At 46.2% G+C, this 15901-nt stretch carries 18 protein-coding genes and 1 riboswitch; of the genes, 17 read left to right on the top strand and 1 reads right to left on the bottom strand.

All coding sequences use genetic code 11. The features are described 5' to 3' along the window. The first annotated feature begins 145 nt into the window (after window positions 1-145). The 17 genes from AAA939_RS11980 (at window position 146) to AAA939_RS11900 (ending at window position 15369) form a co-directional block, all read left to right on the top strand. Window positions 146-604, top strand: a complete 459-nt coding sequence (locus AAA939_RS11980) for a DUF441 domain-containing protein (RefSeq protein WP_057707214.1) — start codon at window positions 146-148, stop codon at window positions 602-604. A gap of 18 nt (window positions 605-622) precedes the next feature. Continuing rightward, window positions 623-1510, top strand: a complete 888-nt coding sequence (locus tag AAA939_RS11975) for a CvfB family protein (protein ID WP_338211085.1) — start codon at window positions 623-625, stop codon at window positions 1508-1510. A 7-nt stretch (window positions 1511-1517) separates the two neighbouring features. Continuing rightward, on the top strand, window positions 1518-2408 hold the full coding sequence (gene xerD, locus AAA939_RS11970) for a site-specific tyrosine recombinase XerD (RefSeq protein ID WP_338211131.1): 891 nt from the start codon (window positions 1518-1520) through the stop codon (window positions 2406-2408). A gap of 14 nt (window positions 2409-2422) precedes the next feature. Beyond that, window positions 2423-2806 carry an N-acetyltransferase gene (locus tag AAA939_RS11965; RefSeq protein ID WP_338211083.1) on the top strand — a complete coding sequence of 128 codons (384 nt, stop codon included), beginning with the start codon at window positions 2423-2425 and terminating at the stop codon, window positions 2804-2806. Further along, on the top strand, window positions 2772-3539 hold the full coding sequence (locus AAA939_RS11960; protein ID WP_338211082.1) for a segregation and condensation protein A: 768 nt from the start codon (window positions 2772-2774) through the stop codon (window positions 3537-3539). Before AAA939_RS11965 ends, AAA939_RS11960 begins: the two co-directional genes overlap by 35 nt. Further along, window positions 3526-4134 carry an SMC-Scp complex subunit ScpB gene (gene scpB, locus AAA939_RS11955; protein WP_057707210.1) on the top strand — a complete coding sequence of 203 codons (609 nt, stop codon included), beginning with the start codon at window positions 3526-3528 and terminating at the stop codon, window positions 4132-4134. Before AAA939_RS11960 ends, scpB begins: the two co-directional genes overlap by 14 nt. After that, a complete protein-coding gene (locus AAA939_RS11950; RefSeq protein ID WP_338211078.1) occupies window positions 4134-4850 on the top strand; it encodes a pseudouridine synthase in 717 nt (238 codons plus the stop codon). The genes scpB and AAA939_RS11950 overlap by 1 nt, the downstream gene beginning before the upstream one ends. Before the next feature lie 55 nt (window positions 4851-4905). After that, window positions 4906-5028, top strand: a riboswitch (FMN riboswitch). 121 nt (window positions 5029-5149) lie between these two features. After that, window positions 5150-5734 (top strand): ECF transporter S component, encoded by a 585-nt coding sequence (locus tag AAA939_RS11945; RefSeq protein WP_338211077.1) that lies wholly within the window; start codon window positions 5150-5152, stop codon window positions 5732-5734. Window positions 5735-5862: 128 nt separating this feature from the next. Further along, window positions 5863-6903, top strand: coding sequence for a YpbB family protein (locus AAA939_RS11940; protein ID WP_338211075.1), 1041 nt, complete (start codon window positions 5863-5865; stop codon window positions 6901-6903). Continuing rightward, window positions 6890-8329: a RecQ family ATP-dependent DNA helicase gene (locus tag AAA939_RS11935; RefSeq protein ID WP_338211074.1), complete on the top strand. Its 1440-nt coding sequence runs from the start codon at window positions 6890-6892 to the stop codon at window positions 8327-8329. The genes AAA939_RS11940 and AAA939_RS11935 overlap by 14 nt, the downstream gene beginning before the upstream one ends. A gap of 61 nt (window positions 8330-8390) precedes the next feature. Continuing rightward, window positions 8391-9011: a LysM peptidoglycan-binding domain-containing protein gene (locus AAA939_RS11930; protein ID WP_338211073.1), complete on the top strand. Its 621-nt coding sequence runs from the start codon at window positions 8391-8393 to the stop codon at window positions 9009-9011. A 33-nt stretch (window positions 9012-9044) separates the two neighbouring features. Further along, complete coding sequence (gene cmk / locus AAA939_RS11925; RefSeq protein WP_338211072.1) at window positions 9045-9728, top strand: (d)CMP kinase; 684 nt, start codon at window positions 9045-9047, stop codon at window positions 9726-9728. 89 nt (window positions 9729-9817) lie between these two features. Beyond that, entirely contained in the window at window positions 9818-11113 is a 1296-nt protein-coding gene (gene rpsA / locus AAA939_RS11920; protein ID WP_338211070.1) for a 30S ribosomal protein S1, read from the top strand. A gap of 89 nt (window positions 11114-11202) precedes the next feature. After that, on the top strand, window positions 11203-12513 hold the full coding sequence (der, locus tag AAA939_RS11915; protein WP_338211068.1) for a ribosome biogenesis GTPase Der: 1311 nt from the start codon (window positions 11203-11205) through the stop codon (window positions 12511-12513). 254 nt (window positions 12514-12767) lie between these two features. Next, the gene (locus AAA939_RS11910) at window positions 12768-13043 is read left to right on the top strand and encodes an HU family DNA-binding protein (protein ID WP_003640587.1); all 276 of its coding nucleotides are present in this window, start codon (window positions 12768-12770) and stop codon (window positions 13041-13043) included. 190 nt (window positions 13044-13233) lie between these two features. After that, window positions 13234-14502 carry a tetratricopeptide repeat protein gene (locus AAA939_RS11905; protein ID WP_338211129.1) on the top strand — a complete coding sequence of 423 codons (1269 nt, stop codon included), beginning with the start codon at window positions 13234-13236 and terminating at the stop codon, window positions 14500-14502. Between the two features lie 60 nt (window positions 14503-14562). Beyond that, window positions 14563-15369, top strand: a complete 807-nt coding sequence (locus AAA939_RS11900; RefSeq protein ID WP_338211060.1) for a Cof-type HAD-IIB family hydrolase — start codon at window positions 14563-14565, stop codon at window positions 15367-15369. 107 nt (window positions 15370-15476) lie between these two features. Here the strand turns inward: AAA939_RS11900 and AAA939_RS11895 are convergent. Continuing rightward, a partial coding sequence (locus AAA939_RS11895; RefSeq protein ID WP_338225911.1) for a transposase occupies window positions 15477-15901 on the bottom strand: 425 nt, incomplete at its 5' end.

Here is a 15901-nt window from a genome sequence, read left to right as displayed (position 1 = left end):
AAAGTCGTCGCTTTGCGACGGCTTTTTATTTACATAGCTGTAGCCAAGATCCTGGCTTGGGGTTGGGACTTTTAACGGTTAATTACCGTGAATCCTCGTAATTTGGGGCGTTTTCAGTTACAATAAATATCACGTGAGGTGTCGTATGGAAAGTTGGTTATTTTTATTAGCAATTTTGGTCGTAGCCTGGTTAGGAAAAAATCAGTCGTTACAAATTGCGACCGGAGTGGTTTTGCTGATCAAGTTAATTCCGAATACGAATAAACTTTTAACCACGATCGGTCAAAAAGGGATCAATTGGGGCGTAACGGTCATTACCGTTGCTATCTTGATTCCAATCGCGACCGGTCAGATTGGGTTTCGGGATCTATTGCACGCGTTTAAATCGCCGGTCGGTTGGATCGCGGTCGCGTGTGGTGTCCTGGTATCGGTCCTGTCTTTTCACGGGGTCGGTCTCTTGTCAGCGACGCCGGAGATTACGGTGGCCCTCGTGTTTGGAACGATTATGGGGGTTGTCTTATTAAAGGGCATCGCCGCCGGCCCAATTATTGCGGCCGGAATTACTTATTGCATTATTCAAGTCCTACATCTTAGTTTACAGTAGGTTAAAGGAGCAAAATTAATGGACAGTATTATGGGAATGGTGGTTACTGCAAAGGTAACCGATGAAAATGATGACGCGTACTTTGTACAGGCGAATGGTCAAACATTGTGGGTCGATAAGGATGAACCAGAAAAACCGTTACACATTGGCGGTTCTTACGAAGGCTTTGTTTATGAGAATGAAGATCACCGTCTACAAATGACGCGCCACGTTCCAGAAATTTCGTTTGATCAGTTTGTCTGGGGAACCGTTGTCCGGACGCGCCATGATTTAGGGGTGTTCGTAGATGTTGGTTTACCTAATAAAGACTTCGTGGTTTCATTGGATGAACTTCCAACGATTAGCCGTCTATGGCCGAAGAAGGATGACCGCCTCTACATTAAATTGACGCGGGATAATAAAGACCGGCTTTGGGGAACCTTAGCTGAAATGACGGATTTCCAAGCATTAGCGACACCGTATAACAAAGAACAAGTTAAAAATTCGGATACTGAAGTGACCGTTTTACGATTAAAAATTGTTGGGACAACGGTTATTACCGATGATAACCATTTAGGCTTTGTCCACCCGTCAGAACGGGATCAAGAACCACGTTTGGGGCAACATATGAAAGCCCGCGTTATCGGTTATTTACGTGATGGCGAATTGAACTTGTCGCTTAAACCACGGGGCTACGAAGAAATTGGTGATGATGCGCAGATGTTGTTGGCCGCACTCCAACATCAAGCGGACCATAAGTTACCATTTTGGGATAAAAGTGATCCGGAAGATATCCGGACGTACTTTGGCATCAGCAAGTCCCAATTCAAGCGGGCCGTCGGTAATTTATTAAAACAACGCTTGATCAGTCAGGAACCTGGCGAAATCAAGTTGGTGGAACCAACCGATGAGCAAGCCGAAGATTGAGCAACGAATGCAGGACCAGCTTGCTGATTACCTGCATTTTTTGCGTGTCGAGCGCGGCCTGGTAACGAATAGTATAAAAAGCTATTCGCAAGATTTAACGGAATTTAGTCAATATTTGATGACGCAAAAAATCACTGATTATAATGATGTTGACCGCTACGTGTTACTGAATTACTTGCAGTTTCTAGACGATGGGGGTAAATCACGGAATACGATCATCCACAGTGTCTCTAGTCTGCGTAAGTTTTTTCAGTATTTGGCGCAGTTACACCAGGTTGACAGTGATCCCATGATTAAGATCGATACGCCTAAGCGTGCCCAACATTTGCCACAGGTGTTATCACCACATGAAGTGGAACGGTTGTTGGCTGTCCCTAAGTTGGATAAACCGTTGGGATTACGTGACCGGACGATCTTAGAAGTGATGTACGCCACCGGGTTACGGGTTAGCGAGACAATTAACTTGAAACTTGACGATTTGCATTTAGACTTAGGACTGATTCAAACGATTGGGAAGGGCGACAAGGAACGCATTATTCCGATTGGTGACGTTGCCATTGATTTTGTGGAGCAGTACTTGAAGACTGCCCGTCCGAAACTCGCCTCGCCTAAGCGTCGCAACACGTACTTGTTTCTAAATAATCATGGTGGACAACTCACGCGGCAAGGTGTTTGGAAGAATTTAAAAGCGGAAGTTAAAGCCGCTGGAATTGAAAAGAACGTCACGCCCCATACGTTGCGCCACTCGTTTGCGACCCATATTTTGGAAAATGGTGCGGATCTACGGGTCGTCCAAGAACTTTTAGGACACGCGGATATTTCCACGACCCAGATCTACACGCACATTACGAAAAAACGACTTGCAGAAGTCTATAATAAATACCATCCGCGTGCTTAATAAGGAGGTCCACGTTGCTAGTTAAATATCGAAAAGATTATGAGAAAGTAGCGATGGGATTGTTATCGTTTATTCCCGATTTCAAAGACCTAGCGCACTTACAGACCGAGATGCAGTGGTACCTTGCCACTGACAACCATCAGCTATTGCTGTGGCGGCAAGCCGATGGTGACTTTAGCGGCATCATTGGCATCGAGGTTGGGCCTGACTTTGTCTTAGTTCACCATGATTCACTGTCACCAGAAGAACGGACGGCCGACAATCAACAACAGATGTTGGATGAGCTAGCAGCGCTGTACCCGCATAAGCGGGTCATGGGAACCTTAGACATGGCGTCAATTATTGGCGAGTGGGAGCGAAATCGTGACAAACAATCAACAACAACCAATCACCATTAAAATTTCTGAATTTGAAGGTCCCCTTGATCTGCTGCTCCATTTGATTCGACAGAATAAAATGGATATTTATGATATTCCCATTGCGGACATTACCCAGCAGTACCTAGATTACTTGCACTCAATGCAGGCGTTAAAATTAGACATTGCGGGTGATTATCTGGTCATGGCAGCGACTTTGATGACGATTAAGAGTCGTTACTTATTGCCACAGCCAGAACCAGATGATGACGAAGATGCAGCTGAAGATGATCCTAGAGACTCGTTAGTGGCAGAACTGTTGGCTTATAAGGTCTATCAAGAAGCTGCCGGTGAACTGCGGGTCAAGGAACAGGCGCGTCATCAACATTTCACACGTGAAGCGATGCTAGTGCCCAGTGATTTGAGTGCACCTAAGCTCACGGCTGGAATTACGGTTGACGATCTGCAGGCTGCTTTTCGGCAATTAGTTGATAAACGCCGTCGGGCACGGCCACTAACTAAAACGGTCGTGGCTGAGAGCGTGAATATCGACGTTCGGATGACTCAAATCAAAACGCAGTTGCAGCGTCACCATACGGGGATGGCATTTGCGGATTTATTCACGGTAACGGCGAGTGATGAAATGTTGGTGACAACTTTCATGGCCGTCCTTGAATTAACGAAACAAGCGCAGATCAAACTAACGCAACGTGATCAATTGGGACCGATTCATTTAACTTTAAGGCGGGAAGAACAACAGCATGACGAACATTGAACAAATTGAAGGGCTACTGTTTGTAGCCGGTGATGAAGGAATCACCGTGGCGGAAATTGAACACGCCACGAGTTTTGCTAAGCCGGCCATCACCACGATGTTGACCAATCTAGCGACCAAGTATGACCAGGACCCCGACTGTGCACTGATGGTGTTGTCGACTGAGAATACTTACCGTTTGGCAACGAAGGCCGCGGTTGCACCAGTATTGAAACGGTACTTTGAAGCGCCGTTATCGACGAGCTTGTCACAGGCTTCACTAGAAGTACTGGCAATTATTGCGTACCGGCAACCACTGACCCGGATTGAAATTGATGAGATTCGGGGGGTTCAAAGTGGCTCAACGATTCAGAAGCTCGTTTTACGACAGTTAGTGACTGAAACGGGACGCTTAAGCGAACCCGGCCGACCAATTTTGTACGGGACGACTGAATTATTTTTGGACTACTTTGGCTTAAAGACACTAGACGACTTACCTACAATTGATCTGGACGCACTGAGCGATGCTGAAAATCCAGCACCAGAAACGGACCTATTCCTCAATGCGTTTCAAGATAAATTGCAGGGCGACGACCAAGATCGAGAGGAAAACTAATGGCAGAACGTTTACAAAAAGTTATGGCGGAAGCGGGCGTTGCTTCCCGACGTAAATCTGAAGTGTTGATCACTTCCGGATACGTCAAAGTTAATGGAAAGACTGTAACCACGCTTGGGGTTAAAGTGGAACCAAGTGACCACGTTGAAGTGAAGGGGCTTCCGTTGAATGCGGAGAGCCTAGTCTATTATTTGTTTTACAAGCCACGCGGAGTCGTTACGACTGTCCACGATGAAAAGGGTCGTAAAACGGTCATGGACTTCTTTAAGGACGTCCCTGAACGGATCTATCCGGTGGGCCGTTTAGACTACGACACGTCGGGTTTATTGATTATGACTAATGATGGTGACTTGGCTAACCGTTTGACCCACCCTAAGTACGAAGTTAAAAAGACGTACTTGGCAAAAGTTGAAGGGGTGCCAACGAACGCCGACTTAAAACAACTCCGATTAGGTGTTGAAATTGACGGTCGGACGACCGCACCAGCGAAGTCTAACTTGTTAGATAGCGATCATAAAAAAAATAATGCTTTAGTCCAATTGACGATTCATGAGGGTCATAACCACCAAGTGAAGAATATGTTGGCTGCAATCGGGCACCCCGTAACGAAGCTAAAGCGCGAGCGGTATGGTGTTCTAGATTTGCAAAGTTTACAACCTGGTGAGTATCGTAAATTAAAGCCAATTGAAATTAGTAAGTTAAAAGGTGAAAGATAGCGCTTGCATTTTAATAACATTGCGCTTAGAATATAAATGTAAAAATAAATATTTGGTTCATCTTCAGGGCAGGGTGTAATTCCCGACCGGCGGTAAAAACCCGCGACCTATGCAGTGGCATAGTGATTTGGTGCAATTCCAAAGTCGACAGTTAAAGTCTGGTATAAAGAAGATCGAGCTTATTTGCCATAAACTTGCAAGTAAGACCGCCCGGATGACAGTAACTGTTATTCGTGCGGTCTTTTTACTTAGGTATGACAATGGGGTTCAATTGAAGATGACCCATAGGAGGGTGCGTTATGGAACAAACGACGTTACGCCGACTAGTGGGCATTGCCTTACTCGGCGCGTGTGCATATGTATTGATGTTACTGGAGTTTCCGATTCTTCCCGCGGCAACGTGGATGAAGATTGATTTCTCGGATATTCCGATTTTGATTGGGCTACTGCTTTACGGGGTTGGTGGTGCGTTCACCATCACGGTGCTAAAGTTAGTGATTCATTCTGCGACGATGGGGTTTGCCATTTATGATCTAATCGGCTCTTTAGCAAGCTTTTTAGGCTCTGCTAGCTTGATTATTGTCTTTGCGGTCGTTTTACGCTACTACAAAGGTAATCCCAAGTACCGGCTACCATTGGCGGTGGGGATAGCAACGATTGTTTTGACCGTGGTCGAGTCGACGGCGAACTTAACGTTTGTATTGCCGTTTTATTTACAGGTCATGGGCTTCAATCTCCAATTATCATTAAGTAAGTTTGTGTTGTTTGTGGTGGTACCGTTCAACTTAATCAAGGGTGTCCTGGTTGGGACGGTCTTCGGGCTAGTTTACCAACGGTTGGCCAAGTGGCTCGGCAATCATAATCAATTAACAAGTCGAGTTTAATCAAAAAAAGTTAATGCGAGTGCCCACTTTTCACGGAGTTAACGTTGAGGAGTGGGTACTTTTTTTGTGTTGATTGGTTCATTGTAGCGGGGCGTGCTATGCTATTAGAATTGAGAGGAGGCGTCGGTGTGTTTTCAGACTATGTCTTATTTTTATTTGCGACCCAACCACGACGGGCCAAAGGGATTTTTAACGTACTGCGGGGTCGTCGAACCGTATCGACATTGTTTGCTGGACTGACGTACGGTTGCTTAGACCAGCTAGACAGTTGGCACGGGGTACCGCTGGAAAAATTTGTGGCAACGGCGGCGCAACTACAAAGTACTGGGGACCTCGTTAGTCCGACGCCTGGGTATTATCAGTTAACCGCGCAGGGCGCGACTCGGCAAAAAAGTCAGTGGGCATTACGCTACCAGCCCGTTGCCTTGCACGTTTTTCAAACAACGGACGTCCGTCGCTTTGCAGCCCTAAGTCAATTAGCGCTACAGGTCGCGTCTGAAGCGGCTCACCGCGAGAATCGTTACTATCCGGTGACGACTGACCCGGGTGTTCAAGCTATCGTCAAGGCGTGGTTTCGGCGCTTTCACGGTCCCACGTTGGGGCAAAACATTTTTGATGGGTTACAAGCCTTTTTGGTGAGCTTACCCGATGAATTAGCACAGATCTTTGTTCAGAGTCTGACCGGCTACCAGTTTCCCGGACAAACGGACGCCCAGCTCGCAACTACTTTCAAGCGGTCACCAGTTGAAATATTAGTCATCCGCAAAGACCTGATGTGTCGCTGGGTCATCTGGCTGGGTCAGCACCAAACGGATCCGCTGTGGGCGCTCCTAGCCCCCTTAGTGAAAGTTTCACCAGTCAGCAGTAGCGCGCAGCGAACCTTCCAGGACTTCTTACAAGTTGGCGATTTGGAAAATATTTCTAAACGGCGCCATCTGAAACTCAGTACGGTCCGTGAACACTTACTGGAAGTCGCCATTTTAACGCCGGACTTCCCCTTTGAACGGTTGCTGACAAAAACGGTCAGTCAGCAATTAACGACGATTTTTGCGGATCAGCCCGAATTAACGACTTGGCAGTTCGCACAGGTTCAAACCGTGATGCCGCAATTGGATTTTTTCTATTTCCGACTCTTTCAGATTATGAGGTGTCAACATGAACGAGGATGAATTACACGACTTACTAAAGCAAAAGTACGGGTTTGACCACTTTCGTGCGGGCCAACTAGAAGTTATTCAGCAATTATTAGCTGGGCAAGACGTGTTAGCCGTTTTACCGACCGGGACGGGTAAGTCCTTGATTTACCAATTAGTTGGGAGCGTGGTACCCGGATTAGTCGTTGTTGTTTCACCCTTGATTTCGTTGATGCAAGACCAAGTTGCGCGGTTGAATTATCAGGGTGAAAAGCGGGTGGCTGCGTTGACGTCCCAACTAGACTTTGGGGCGCGGCAGCACTTACTGAATCACCTCCAAGCCGTTAAATACTTATTTATCTCACCCGAAATGTTGAGTCAGGATGCCGTGATGGCCGCGTTAAAACTGGTTCCGATCGCCTTATTTGTCGTGGACGAAGCACACTGTATTTCAACGTGGGGCCCCGATTTTCGCCCGGATTACCGGTCATTAGGGGCGTTACGTGCCGATTTAGGCCAACCCCGAACGTTGATGCTCACCGCGACGGCGACTAAGCACGTTCGTCAAGACATTCTCCAGCAATTACGGGTACCCAATGCACACCAAATCTTACACTCAGTCAACCGGCCCAACATTTATTTAGCGGTTGCCAATCTCAGTGATGAGGCGGCTAAACGTGTTCGGCTGCAGCAATTAGTGACCACGGTTGCGGGGCCGGCCATCGTTTATTTCAGTTCCAAACGGCAAACGGACTTGATTGCGGAGTGGCTACGCGATCAGACCGGCTTGCGGGTTGCGGCGTACCATGCTGGGCTATCAGCGGAGGACCGTTTCAAAATTCAGCAGCAGTTTATGGCTGGTGATTTAGACGTAATTTGTGCAACGTCGGCCTTTGGTATGGGAATCAATAAAGCGGATATCCGGATGGTGATTCATTATCATCTGCCCACCACGTTAGCGGATTACGTTCAAGAAATTGGTCGTGCTGGTCGGGATGGGCAACCATCATTAGCGGTGATTTTATACGTTCCGGGGGATGAAGCCCTTGTCCGTAATTTAAATGAACTAACCGCGGCAACGCCTAACGAAATTGAACAAGATTACCAACGCTTTATCCGGCGACAGGAACCGACCGATGAGGTGAGTCAGGTGTTACAATATTACTGGCAACACCAGGCGACGGTTGCTGAAGTGACGGCGTTATTTGCCACCCGGACCGAAGCCAAGGAGCGGGAACTGCGAGAATTGTTGAAGTACGTTACGAGCACCACTTGTCGGCGTGCGGTCATGCTGAATTACTTTGATGAAGAAGCGCCGGCCCACGATGACGGTTGTTGTCAGCTAGACGGGGAAGCACTCCCACTGGAAACGCTGGGGTTGATTCGAACGGTAACGACTGTAACCTCACAAGCATCGGACTGGGAAAAAGCCTTAACCCGGCTGTTTTTACCAAATTCTTAAAGAAATCGATTAAGGGTTATGTTACAATATTGGTTGAAAGTTTTTTGAGGAGGAACACCCTATGAGTCAAAAAAATGATAATGATAAGCCTCAGGCAGATAAGCCCTGGGATAAAACTTTTGAAGACGATCGGGATGACTCGGGCAATTTATCGCGAACTCAAAAACGCAAGCAAGATAGTAGTAATTCAACGTTAACCACCATTCTAGTGGTTTTAATTTTGTTGCTCGCCTTAGCACCAATTGGTTATTTTTTGGTGAAGAAAAATTCGCTCAATAATCCGCAACAGACCGAACAAGTTGCTAGTTCTAGTTCGAAGAAATCTTCGACAAAGGTCGCTGATAAATCGAGTGCCACTAGTAAAAAGAGTGCCTCCGAAGCGGCAGCTAAGAAAAAGGCTGCTGCTAAGAGTAGTAGCGTCGCCCTAGCGAGTTCCAAAGCCGCTAGTAACAAGGCCGCTGCTAAATCCGACTCTGAAGATTCTGCGAGTACTAAGAGTAGTTCCAGTGCAAGCAGCAGCAGTAGTTCTTCAGCAGGCGGTAAGTACGTCACGGTAGAAGCTGGTCAAGGTGTCTACCGGGTCGCGACGAATGCGGGGATTTCCGTGGATAAGTTACTTGAATTAAATGGCTTATCCTCAGGAGCCACCATTTCGGCAGGCCAGCGGTTACGTGTCCGTTAAAAGCACGAATTTTGGATAGTGAGGGTATAGTTAATGGCTGAACAAGCACTTCAAGTAGCCATCGATGGGCCAGCTTCGGCTGGTAAAAGTACCGTGGCCAAGCTGGTTGCCAAACGGTTTGGCTATATTTATGTCGACACCGGTGCAATGTACCGGGCCGTGACGCTGTGGGCAATGCAACACGATGTCAGCCTGACAGACGAAGCGGCTGTCATTGCGTCGATGCAGTCGTTAAAGATTAGCTTTAAGCCGGGCGAACCTGATCAGTTAGTTTTTGCTAACTCGCAGGATATCACCCAAGCGATTCGACAACCGGACGTGACGAATAACGTGTCAACGATTGCCGCTTTGCCAAAGGTACGAACTATTTTGACGGATCAGCAACGGGAAATGGCTGATGCTGGCGGCATCGTGATGGACGGTCGTGACATTGGCACGACGGTACTGCCACATGCTGAAGTCAAAATTTTCTTGGTGGCTTCTGCGGCGGAACGGGCAAAACGCCGGTACGCAGAAAACATCAAAAAAGGAATTGAAACTCCCTTAGCCCAATTGCAGGCTGAAATTGAATTACGGGACCATAAAGACTCGACCCGTAAGGTTTCACCATTGACGCAGGCGGCGGATGCCGTACTGGTCGATACAACACCAATGTCCATCGAAGAAGTGGTCACAACGATCGCTGAAATTATAAAAAAACAAAGTTCAACAATCTAATTGCATTAAGTTAATGCTTTTAGCTGGCTTTTCATAGCTTTTTCGGCTATGATATAGGTTAGAGTTATTGTTGACAGGAGGAAATTTGCATGAGTGAAAACGAAAACAGTCAAAATGAGAAAAATGAACTTTTAGACGCTTTAAATAGCGTTGAAGAAGTTAACGTCGGTGACGTTGTTAAGGGTGAAGTCTTAGCAATTGACGACGACAAGCAAGTTATTGTTGGGATCCAAGGTACCGGTGTTGAAGGGGTCGTTCCTTTGAAGGAACTCTCAACACAACGGGTCGAAGATGTCAACGATGTCGCTAAAGTTGGTGACGTCTTAGACTTGGTTGTCATTTCTCGGATTGGCAGCGACAAAGAAAACGGCAGTTATTTACTGTCACATCGTCGGTTAGAAGCTCGCAAAGTTTGGGACGATGTTGAAAAAGAATACGAAGCAGGTCACACGATTAAAGCTCCGGTAACACAAGTTGTTAAGGGCGGGTTAGTCGTTGACGCTGGTGTTCGTGGCTTCATCCCTGCCTCAATGATTGATGATCATTACGTTGAAGATTTAAACGCCTACAAAGGCCAAGAACTTGAACTTAAGATTATTGAAATTGAACCTAGCGAAAACCGTTTGATCTTATCACACCGTGCCGTTGTCGAAAAGCAACGCGAAGCACAACGTGAAGAAGCTTTGAAGACTTTACAAGCTGGCGAAACGGTTGAAGGTAAAGTTGCTCGTTTGACTAACTTCGGGGCCTTTGTTGACCTTGGCGGTATCGACGGGTTGGTTCACGTTTCTGAAATTTCATACGAACGGGTTGAAAAGCCTGCTGACGTATTGAAGGTTGGTCAAGAAGTTACGGTTAAGATTTTATCCGTTGACGCAGACCGCGAACGGGTTTCATTATCCATCAAAGCAACCTTACCAGAACCTTGGGACGGGATTGAAGAAAAAGCGCCACAAGGTGCCGTTCTTGATGGGAAAGTTAAACGTTTGACTAGCTTTGGGGCCTTCGTTGAAGTATTCCCTGGCGTTGAAGGTTTAGTTCACATTTCTCAAATTTCACACCAACACATTGCAACGCCAAATGACGTTTTAAAGGTTGGCCAAGAAATCAAAGTTAAGGTCTTAGATGTTCGTCCTGACGAAAAGCGCTTAGCTTTATCCATCAAAGCTTTGGAAGAAAAGCCACAAGCTGCTGAAGGCGAAGAAGAAGCCGCTCAACCAGAACGTCGTAGCAACAACCGTCGTCGTAACAACAATAGTCGCGACAACCGGACTGCTAGCGAACGTTCAACGGCGAACGCCCCAGAAGAACAAAGTGGTTTCACTTTAGGCGATTTGATCGGTAACGAATTGAAGAATGCTGGAAACAACAATGATGAAAACTAATCATTGATTGAGTAAAAAATACCCTTCAAGCTTGCCTTGAAGGATATTTTTTTATGATTATGAATTATTTAGGCAAAGGAGGAATTTAGATGGCAAAACCAGTTGTCGCCATTGTCGGGCGCCCGAACGTTGGGAAATCGACTATTTTTAACCGGATCGCCGGTGACCGGATTTCAATTGTTGAAGATACGCCGGGGGTTACTCGTGACCGCATCTATGCGAACAGCGAGTGGCTTGGACAGTCGTTCAGCTTAATTGACACCGGGGGGATCGACATTGAAGACGCCCCGTTCATTAAGCAAATTACGGAACAAGCCGAAATTGCGATTGATGAAGCTGACGTGATCATTTATTTGGTTAGCGTCAAGGGTGGGGTGACCGATGCGGATGAGCACGTTGCCCAAATCCTATACCGGTCAGATAAACCGGTCGTTTTAGGAGTCAACAAGGTCGATAATCCTGAGTTACGCTCGGAGATTTATGACTTCTATTCACTCGGTTTCGGTGATCCATACCCATTGTCTGGGTCACACGGCTTAGGGCTGGGTGATTTATTAGACGCCGTCGTGAAAAACTTCCCTGAAAAAAGTGGCGAAGATGAACCTGGGACGATTCGTTTCAGTTTGATTGGTCGGCCTAACGTTGGTAAATCTTCAATTGTCAACGCGCTGCTAGGAGAAGACCGGGTCATCGTCTCAGACGTGGCTGGGACGACCCGTGATGCCATTGATACGAAGTTTACCGATGAGGCTGGCGACCGCTTTGTCATGGTCGACACGGCCGGAATTCGTAAGAAGGGTAAAGTCTACGAAAACACCGAGCGTTACAGTGTCATGCGGGCGTTAAAGGCCATTGACAACAGTGACGTCGCCCTGTTCGTGATCAACGGTGAAGAAGGCATTCGTGAGCAAGATAAGCGGGTCGCTGGCTACGCGCATGAAGCGGGTAAGGCGATTATTATCGTGGTCAACAAGTGGGACCTGGTCAAAAAGGATAACCACACGATGAAGGAATTTGAAGCCTACATTCGGGATCAATTCGTTTACTTGGCCTACGCACCGATCATCTTTGTTTCTGCGAAGACGACGCAGCGTTTGGAACAATTACCTGCTTTGATCAAGCAAGTTAATACGAACCACATGCGTCGAATCCAGTCTTCCGTCTTAAATGACGTCATTATGGATGCGATTGCGATGAATCCGACACCAAGTGACAACGGGAAACGCTTACGAGTTTACTACGCGACTCAAGTGGCTATTCAGCCACCAACTTTCGTGGTATTCGTCAACGACCCTGATATGATGCACTTTTCGTACGAACGCTTTTTAGAAAATCAGATTCGGAACGCGTTTGATTTTACCGGGACACCGATCCATATGATCGAACGGCGCCGAAAGTAGCCGGAAGCCTGTAAAACCAGCATTTTAGCACAATCAATTGGGGTTGTAAATAATTATTACTCGATTCCGATATTTTATGCAAAAGGTCTAAAAAAGCTTGCTATTACAGCATTCCTATGCTATCTTTGATGAAGAAATGATGCTTGTCATCGTTTCTCTCATTTTTGGACCACTCAAAAATGATCATCTGGATGTACGTCATTTAAAAAAAGACTTCTACATCTTCACTCTGTAAAGGGGAGGTGAATTCAAACATGGCAAACAAGGCTGAATTAGTTAACAATGTTGCTGCCGCAACTAACTTAACTAAGAAAGACGCAACTGCTGCAGTAGATGCAGTTTTTGCATCAATCCAAGACACTCTTGCAAAGGGTGAAAAAGTTCAACTGATCGGATTTGGTAACTTCGAAGTACGTGAACGTGCTGCTCGTAAGGGCCGTAACCCACAAACTGGTGACGAAATCCAAATTCCAGCAAGCAAAGTACCTGCATTTAAACCAGGGAAAGCTTTGAAGGATGCAGTTAAATAATTTTCATAAAGTGCAAACTTTTTAAGTCAGTATAGCAATCGTTATACTGGCTTTTTTGTACTGTTTTGCGTTATGCTTATTAGTCGAATTGCACGGCGACATTGATCGGCGTGCAGTCATACTAACTTAAACTTGGGCTAAACTAACGGAGGCGTAGTTGGTGGCCCAAGCCATTCTTAAGGGGTGTACCATGTCTTACTCAGAAAAAATGCTTGCCGCCTTGTCAAATGGGCAACTTGAAACGGCCAAGAAACACTTTGCCTGGGCATTACGCAAAGATGATGACGACACGTTGTTTAGCTTGGCCGAAGAACTCTACGGACTTGGATTTTTAAAGCAATCCGCCCGTACTTATCAAAAACTATTAAAAAAATATCCCAATGAAGATGATTTAAAAACGGGATTAGCCGATATTGCCATTGATGAAGGTGATACGGACCTGGCCTTGGATTATTTACACCAGGTTAAGCCAGATTCACCAGCTTACGTTCAAGCGCTGCTCGTTGAAGCGGACCTGTACCAAACGCAGGAACTGTTTGAAGTGAGCGAACAAAAGCTATTGGAAGCTTACCGAATTGATTCGGACGAACCGATCGTTGAATTTGCGTTAGCTGAATTTTACTTCTTGATTCGTAACTATAATAAGGCGATTAATTTCTATTTGGACTTGATCAAAAAGGGTCAACTGGAAATTTCTAAAGTTAATTTAGTTGAACGAATTGGGGTTTCCTACGCTGAAGCTGGGCGCTTTGAACAAGCCGTCGGGTACTTAGAACAGATCAAGCCGGCCAAGTTAACACCGGACAGTCAATTTGAACTGGGCTTTACGTACTTACAGCTTGATGAACCGCGCAAGGCCATTGACGTTTTCAAGAAATTGCAGGAACAGGACTCGCAGTATGCGTCCGTCTACCCGTACTTAGCTGAAGCGCAGGAAAAGTTGCATCAACTGGATCACGCGTTGTTGACGCTACAAGAAGGTTTGGCTGTCGACCAGTACAATGAGCAACTCTACTTGCGGACGGCCCGCTTAGCCCTTAAATTGGACGATCAGGACCTTGCTGAGAAGTATTTGCGGGAAGGACTAAGCATTGACCCGGATAATTTGACCACGGTCTTAGAGCTTTCCAATTTGTTAGTTCAACAAGAGCGCTATCAAGATAACGTGAACTTGTTGGATCAATACTTGCAGATTAATGAGTTTGACCCGCAATTTTATTGGAACTTGGCGGTCTCGGACGATCACTTGGATCACTTCAAGGAAGCCCGGGATAACTACTTAGCCGCGTACCCGTTCTTTGAACATAACGTCGACTTCTTAAAACCAGCGATTTACTTCTTTAGGGAGGCCGGGATGCTCACGGAAACGGTTGCCGCTTTGCGGAATTACTTGGCCATTGAACCGGACGACGGTGAAATGGTGGGTATGCTGGAAGACTACGAAGATCAAGGTTACTAGTTGAAACCCCTTTCAAGTCTGGTAAAATAGGCTTATACATTCTTAGGGGGGCTCAGATCCTTGAAAGTTAAAATTATTGCAACTGACCTTGACGGCACGTTTTTGCGGGATGACCATCAGTTTGACCGCAACCGGTTTCAGGCTCAATTAGATCAAATGAATCGTCAGGGGCAGCACTTTGTGGTTGCAAGTGGTAATCAGCTCCAGCATTGTATCGACGTCTTTGACGGGATTGACGGTGAATTGACTTACGTGGCGGAAAACGGGGGACTCGTGATGGATAACCATGGTCAGACGTTGCATGAAAGTCTGATCGACCAAGACCTATTACGGGAATTGTTGACCTTCGTCGCCACGACACCGGCGATGGCTGGGGTGCAGATCTCAATTTCGGGTAAGCAGGGTGCTTACATTCGACCACAAGACGACAATCCGTTAATGCGGTACTTTTTAAGTGATTTACACGTTGTTGATGACTTAACGACAATCAGCGACCACGTTTATAAAGTGAACTTTAGTTGGCCGGATGCGGACGCTAACGTGCACGCCGCGGCGATTAATCGGCACTTTGATCAGCGACTACGCGCAACGGTTAGTGGTGGCAATGGGCTAGACGTGATTCCACCGCACGTGCATAAAGCGGCTGGGCTAGCCTATTTACAGGAACACTGGCAGGTGACGCCTAGTGAGACGGCTGCATTTGGCGATAACGGTAATGACCTTGAGATGTTGCGTGAAGCGGATTACAGTTACGCGATGAAAAATGCCATTGCCCCCGTTAAACAGGTGGCAACTTACGAGACGCCCCTCGACAATAATCATGATGGCGTATTAGCAATTATTGATGGCTTGTTGACGGACATGTAGTTAATGTGGCATGAACATAAAAAATGAGTTTTGGGACAAAAAGCCAATCAGAAAATTTTGGCTCTTTGTCAACGGCTGTTGATGAGTAACTTTATGAGGAAACCAATTCATTTTCGAATTGGTTTTCTTTTTTTGTTCTGAATTGTAAATTCAATCCGAATTCGTGTGTAAAAACGCGACCAATTTTTGTACCCGTACGCCGTCCGTTTGATTTGCTTTATTTTTCGATTAACGCCCTCTAAAGGACCATTGGAGTAGGTACTTGCCATCATGTTCTTAATTAGAGACAGATGTTTACGATAGGTTTTCATGGTTATTTCAAGCTGTGAACTGACTTTGTCAGTTCTACTTAAAGCTTCGATAAAACGTTGGTAATCTCTGGTTCTTAACGCATCCACTAAGGCATGCGCTGTAAAGTAAGTATGTTGAAAAATTGGATCCAGTTCTAAGCCCTTTAAGATTAACTGTTCTTGAGTAAACCAGTCTTTTAGATGCGTAAACCATTGTGGTTTACGTGTTTCTAGATTTGAAT

Source organism: Lactiplantibacillus paraxiangfangensis (assembly GCF_036246185.1).
Taxonomy (GTDB): Bacteria; Bacillota; Bacilli; order Lactobacillales; family Lactobacillaceae; genus Lactiplantibacillus; species Lactiplantibacillus paraxiangfangensis.
The sequence above is the reverse complement of the archived record's forward strand: the minus strand, read 5'-3'. Positions and strand labels throughout refer to the sequence as shown.

Coding starts and splice junctions, on each gene's coding strand:
- AAA939_RS11930 (WP_338211073.1), top strand. CDS start 8,391: ATGAGTCAAAAAAATGATAATGATAAGCCTCAGGCAGATAAGCCCTGG.
- der (WP_338211068.1), top strand. CDS start 11,203: ATGGCAAAACCAGTTGTCGCCATTGTCGGGCGCCCGAACGTTGGGAAA.
- cmk (WP_338211072.1), top strand. CDS start 9,045: ATGGCTGAACAAGCACTTCAAGTAGCCATCGATGGGCCAGCTTCGGCT.
- AAA939_RS11935 (WP_338211074.1), top strand. CDS start 6,890: ATGAACGAGGATGAATTACACGACTTACTAAAGCAAAAGTACGGGTTT.
- AAA939_RS11945 (WP_338211077.1), top strand. CDS start 5,150: ATGGAACAAACGACGTTACGCCGACTAGTGGGCATTGCCTTACTCGGC.
- AAA939_RS11905 (WP_338211129.1), top strand. CDS start 13,234: ATGTCTTACTCAGAAAAAATGCTTGCCGCCTTGTCAAATGGGCAACTT.
- rpsA (WP_338211070.1), top strand. CDS start 9,818: ATGAGTGAAAACGAAAACAGTCAAAATGAGAAAAATGAACTTTTAGAC.
- xerD (WP_338211131.1), top strand. CDS start 1,518: ATGCAGGACCAGCTTGCTGATTACCTGCATTTTTTGCGTGTCGAGCGC.
- AAA939_RS11975 (WP_338211085.1), top strand. CDS start 623: ATGGACAGTATTATGGGAATGGTGGTTACTGCAAAGGTAACCGATGAA.
- AAA939_RS11950 (WP_338211078.1), top strand. CDS start 4,134: ATGGCAGAACGTTTACAAAAAGTTATGGCGGAAGCGGGCGTTGCTTCC.
- scpB (WP_057707210.1), top strand. CDS start 3,526: ATGACGAACATTGAACAAATTGAAGGGCTACTGTTTGTAGCCGGTGAT.
- AAA939_RS11910 (WP_003640587.1), top strand. CDS start 12,768: ATGGCAAACAAGGCTGAATTAGTTAACAATGTTGCTGCCGCAACTAAC.
- AAA939_RS11980 (WP_057707214.1), top strand. CDS start 146: ATGGAAAGTTGGTTATTTTTATTAGCAATTTTGGTCGTAGCCTGGTTA.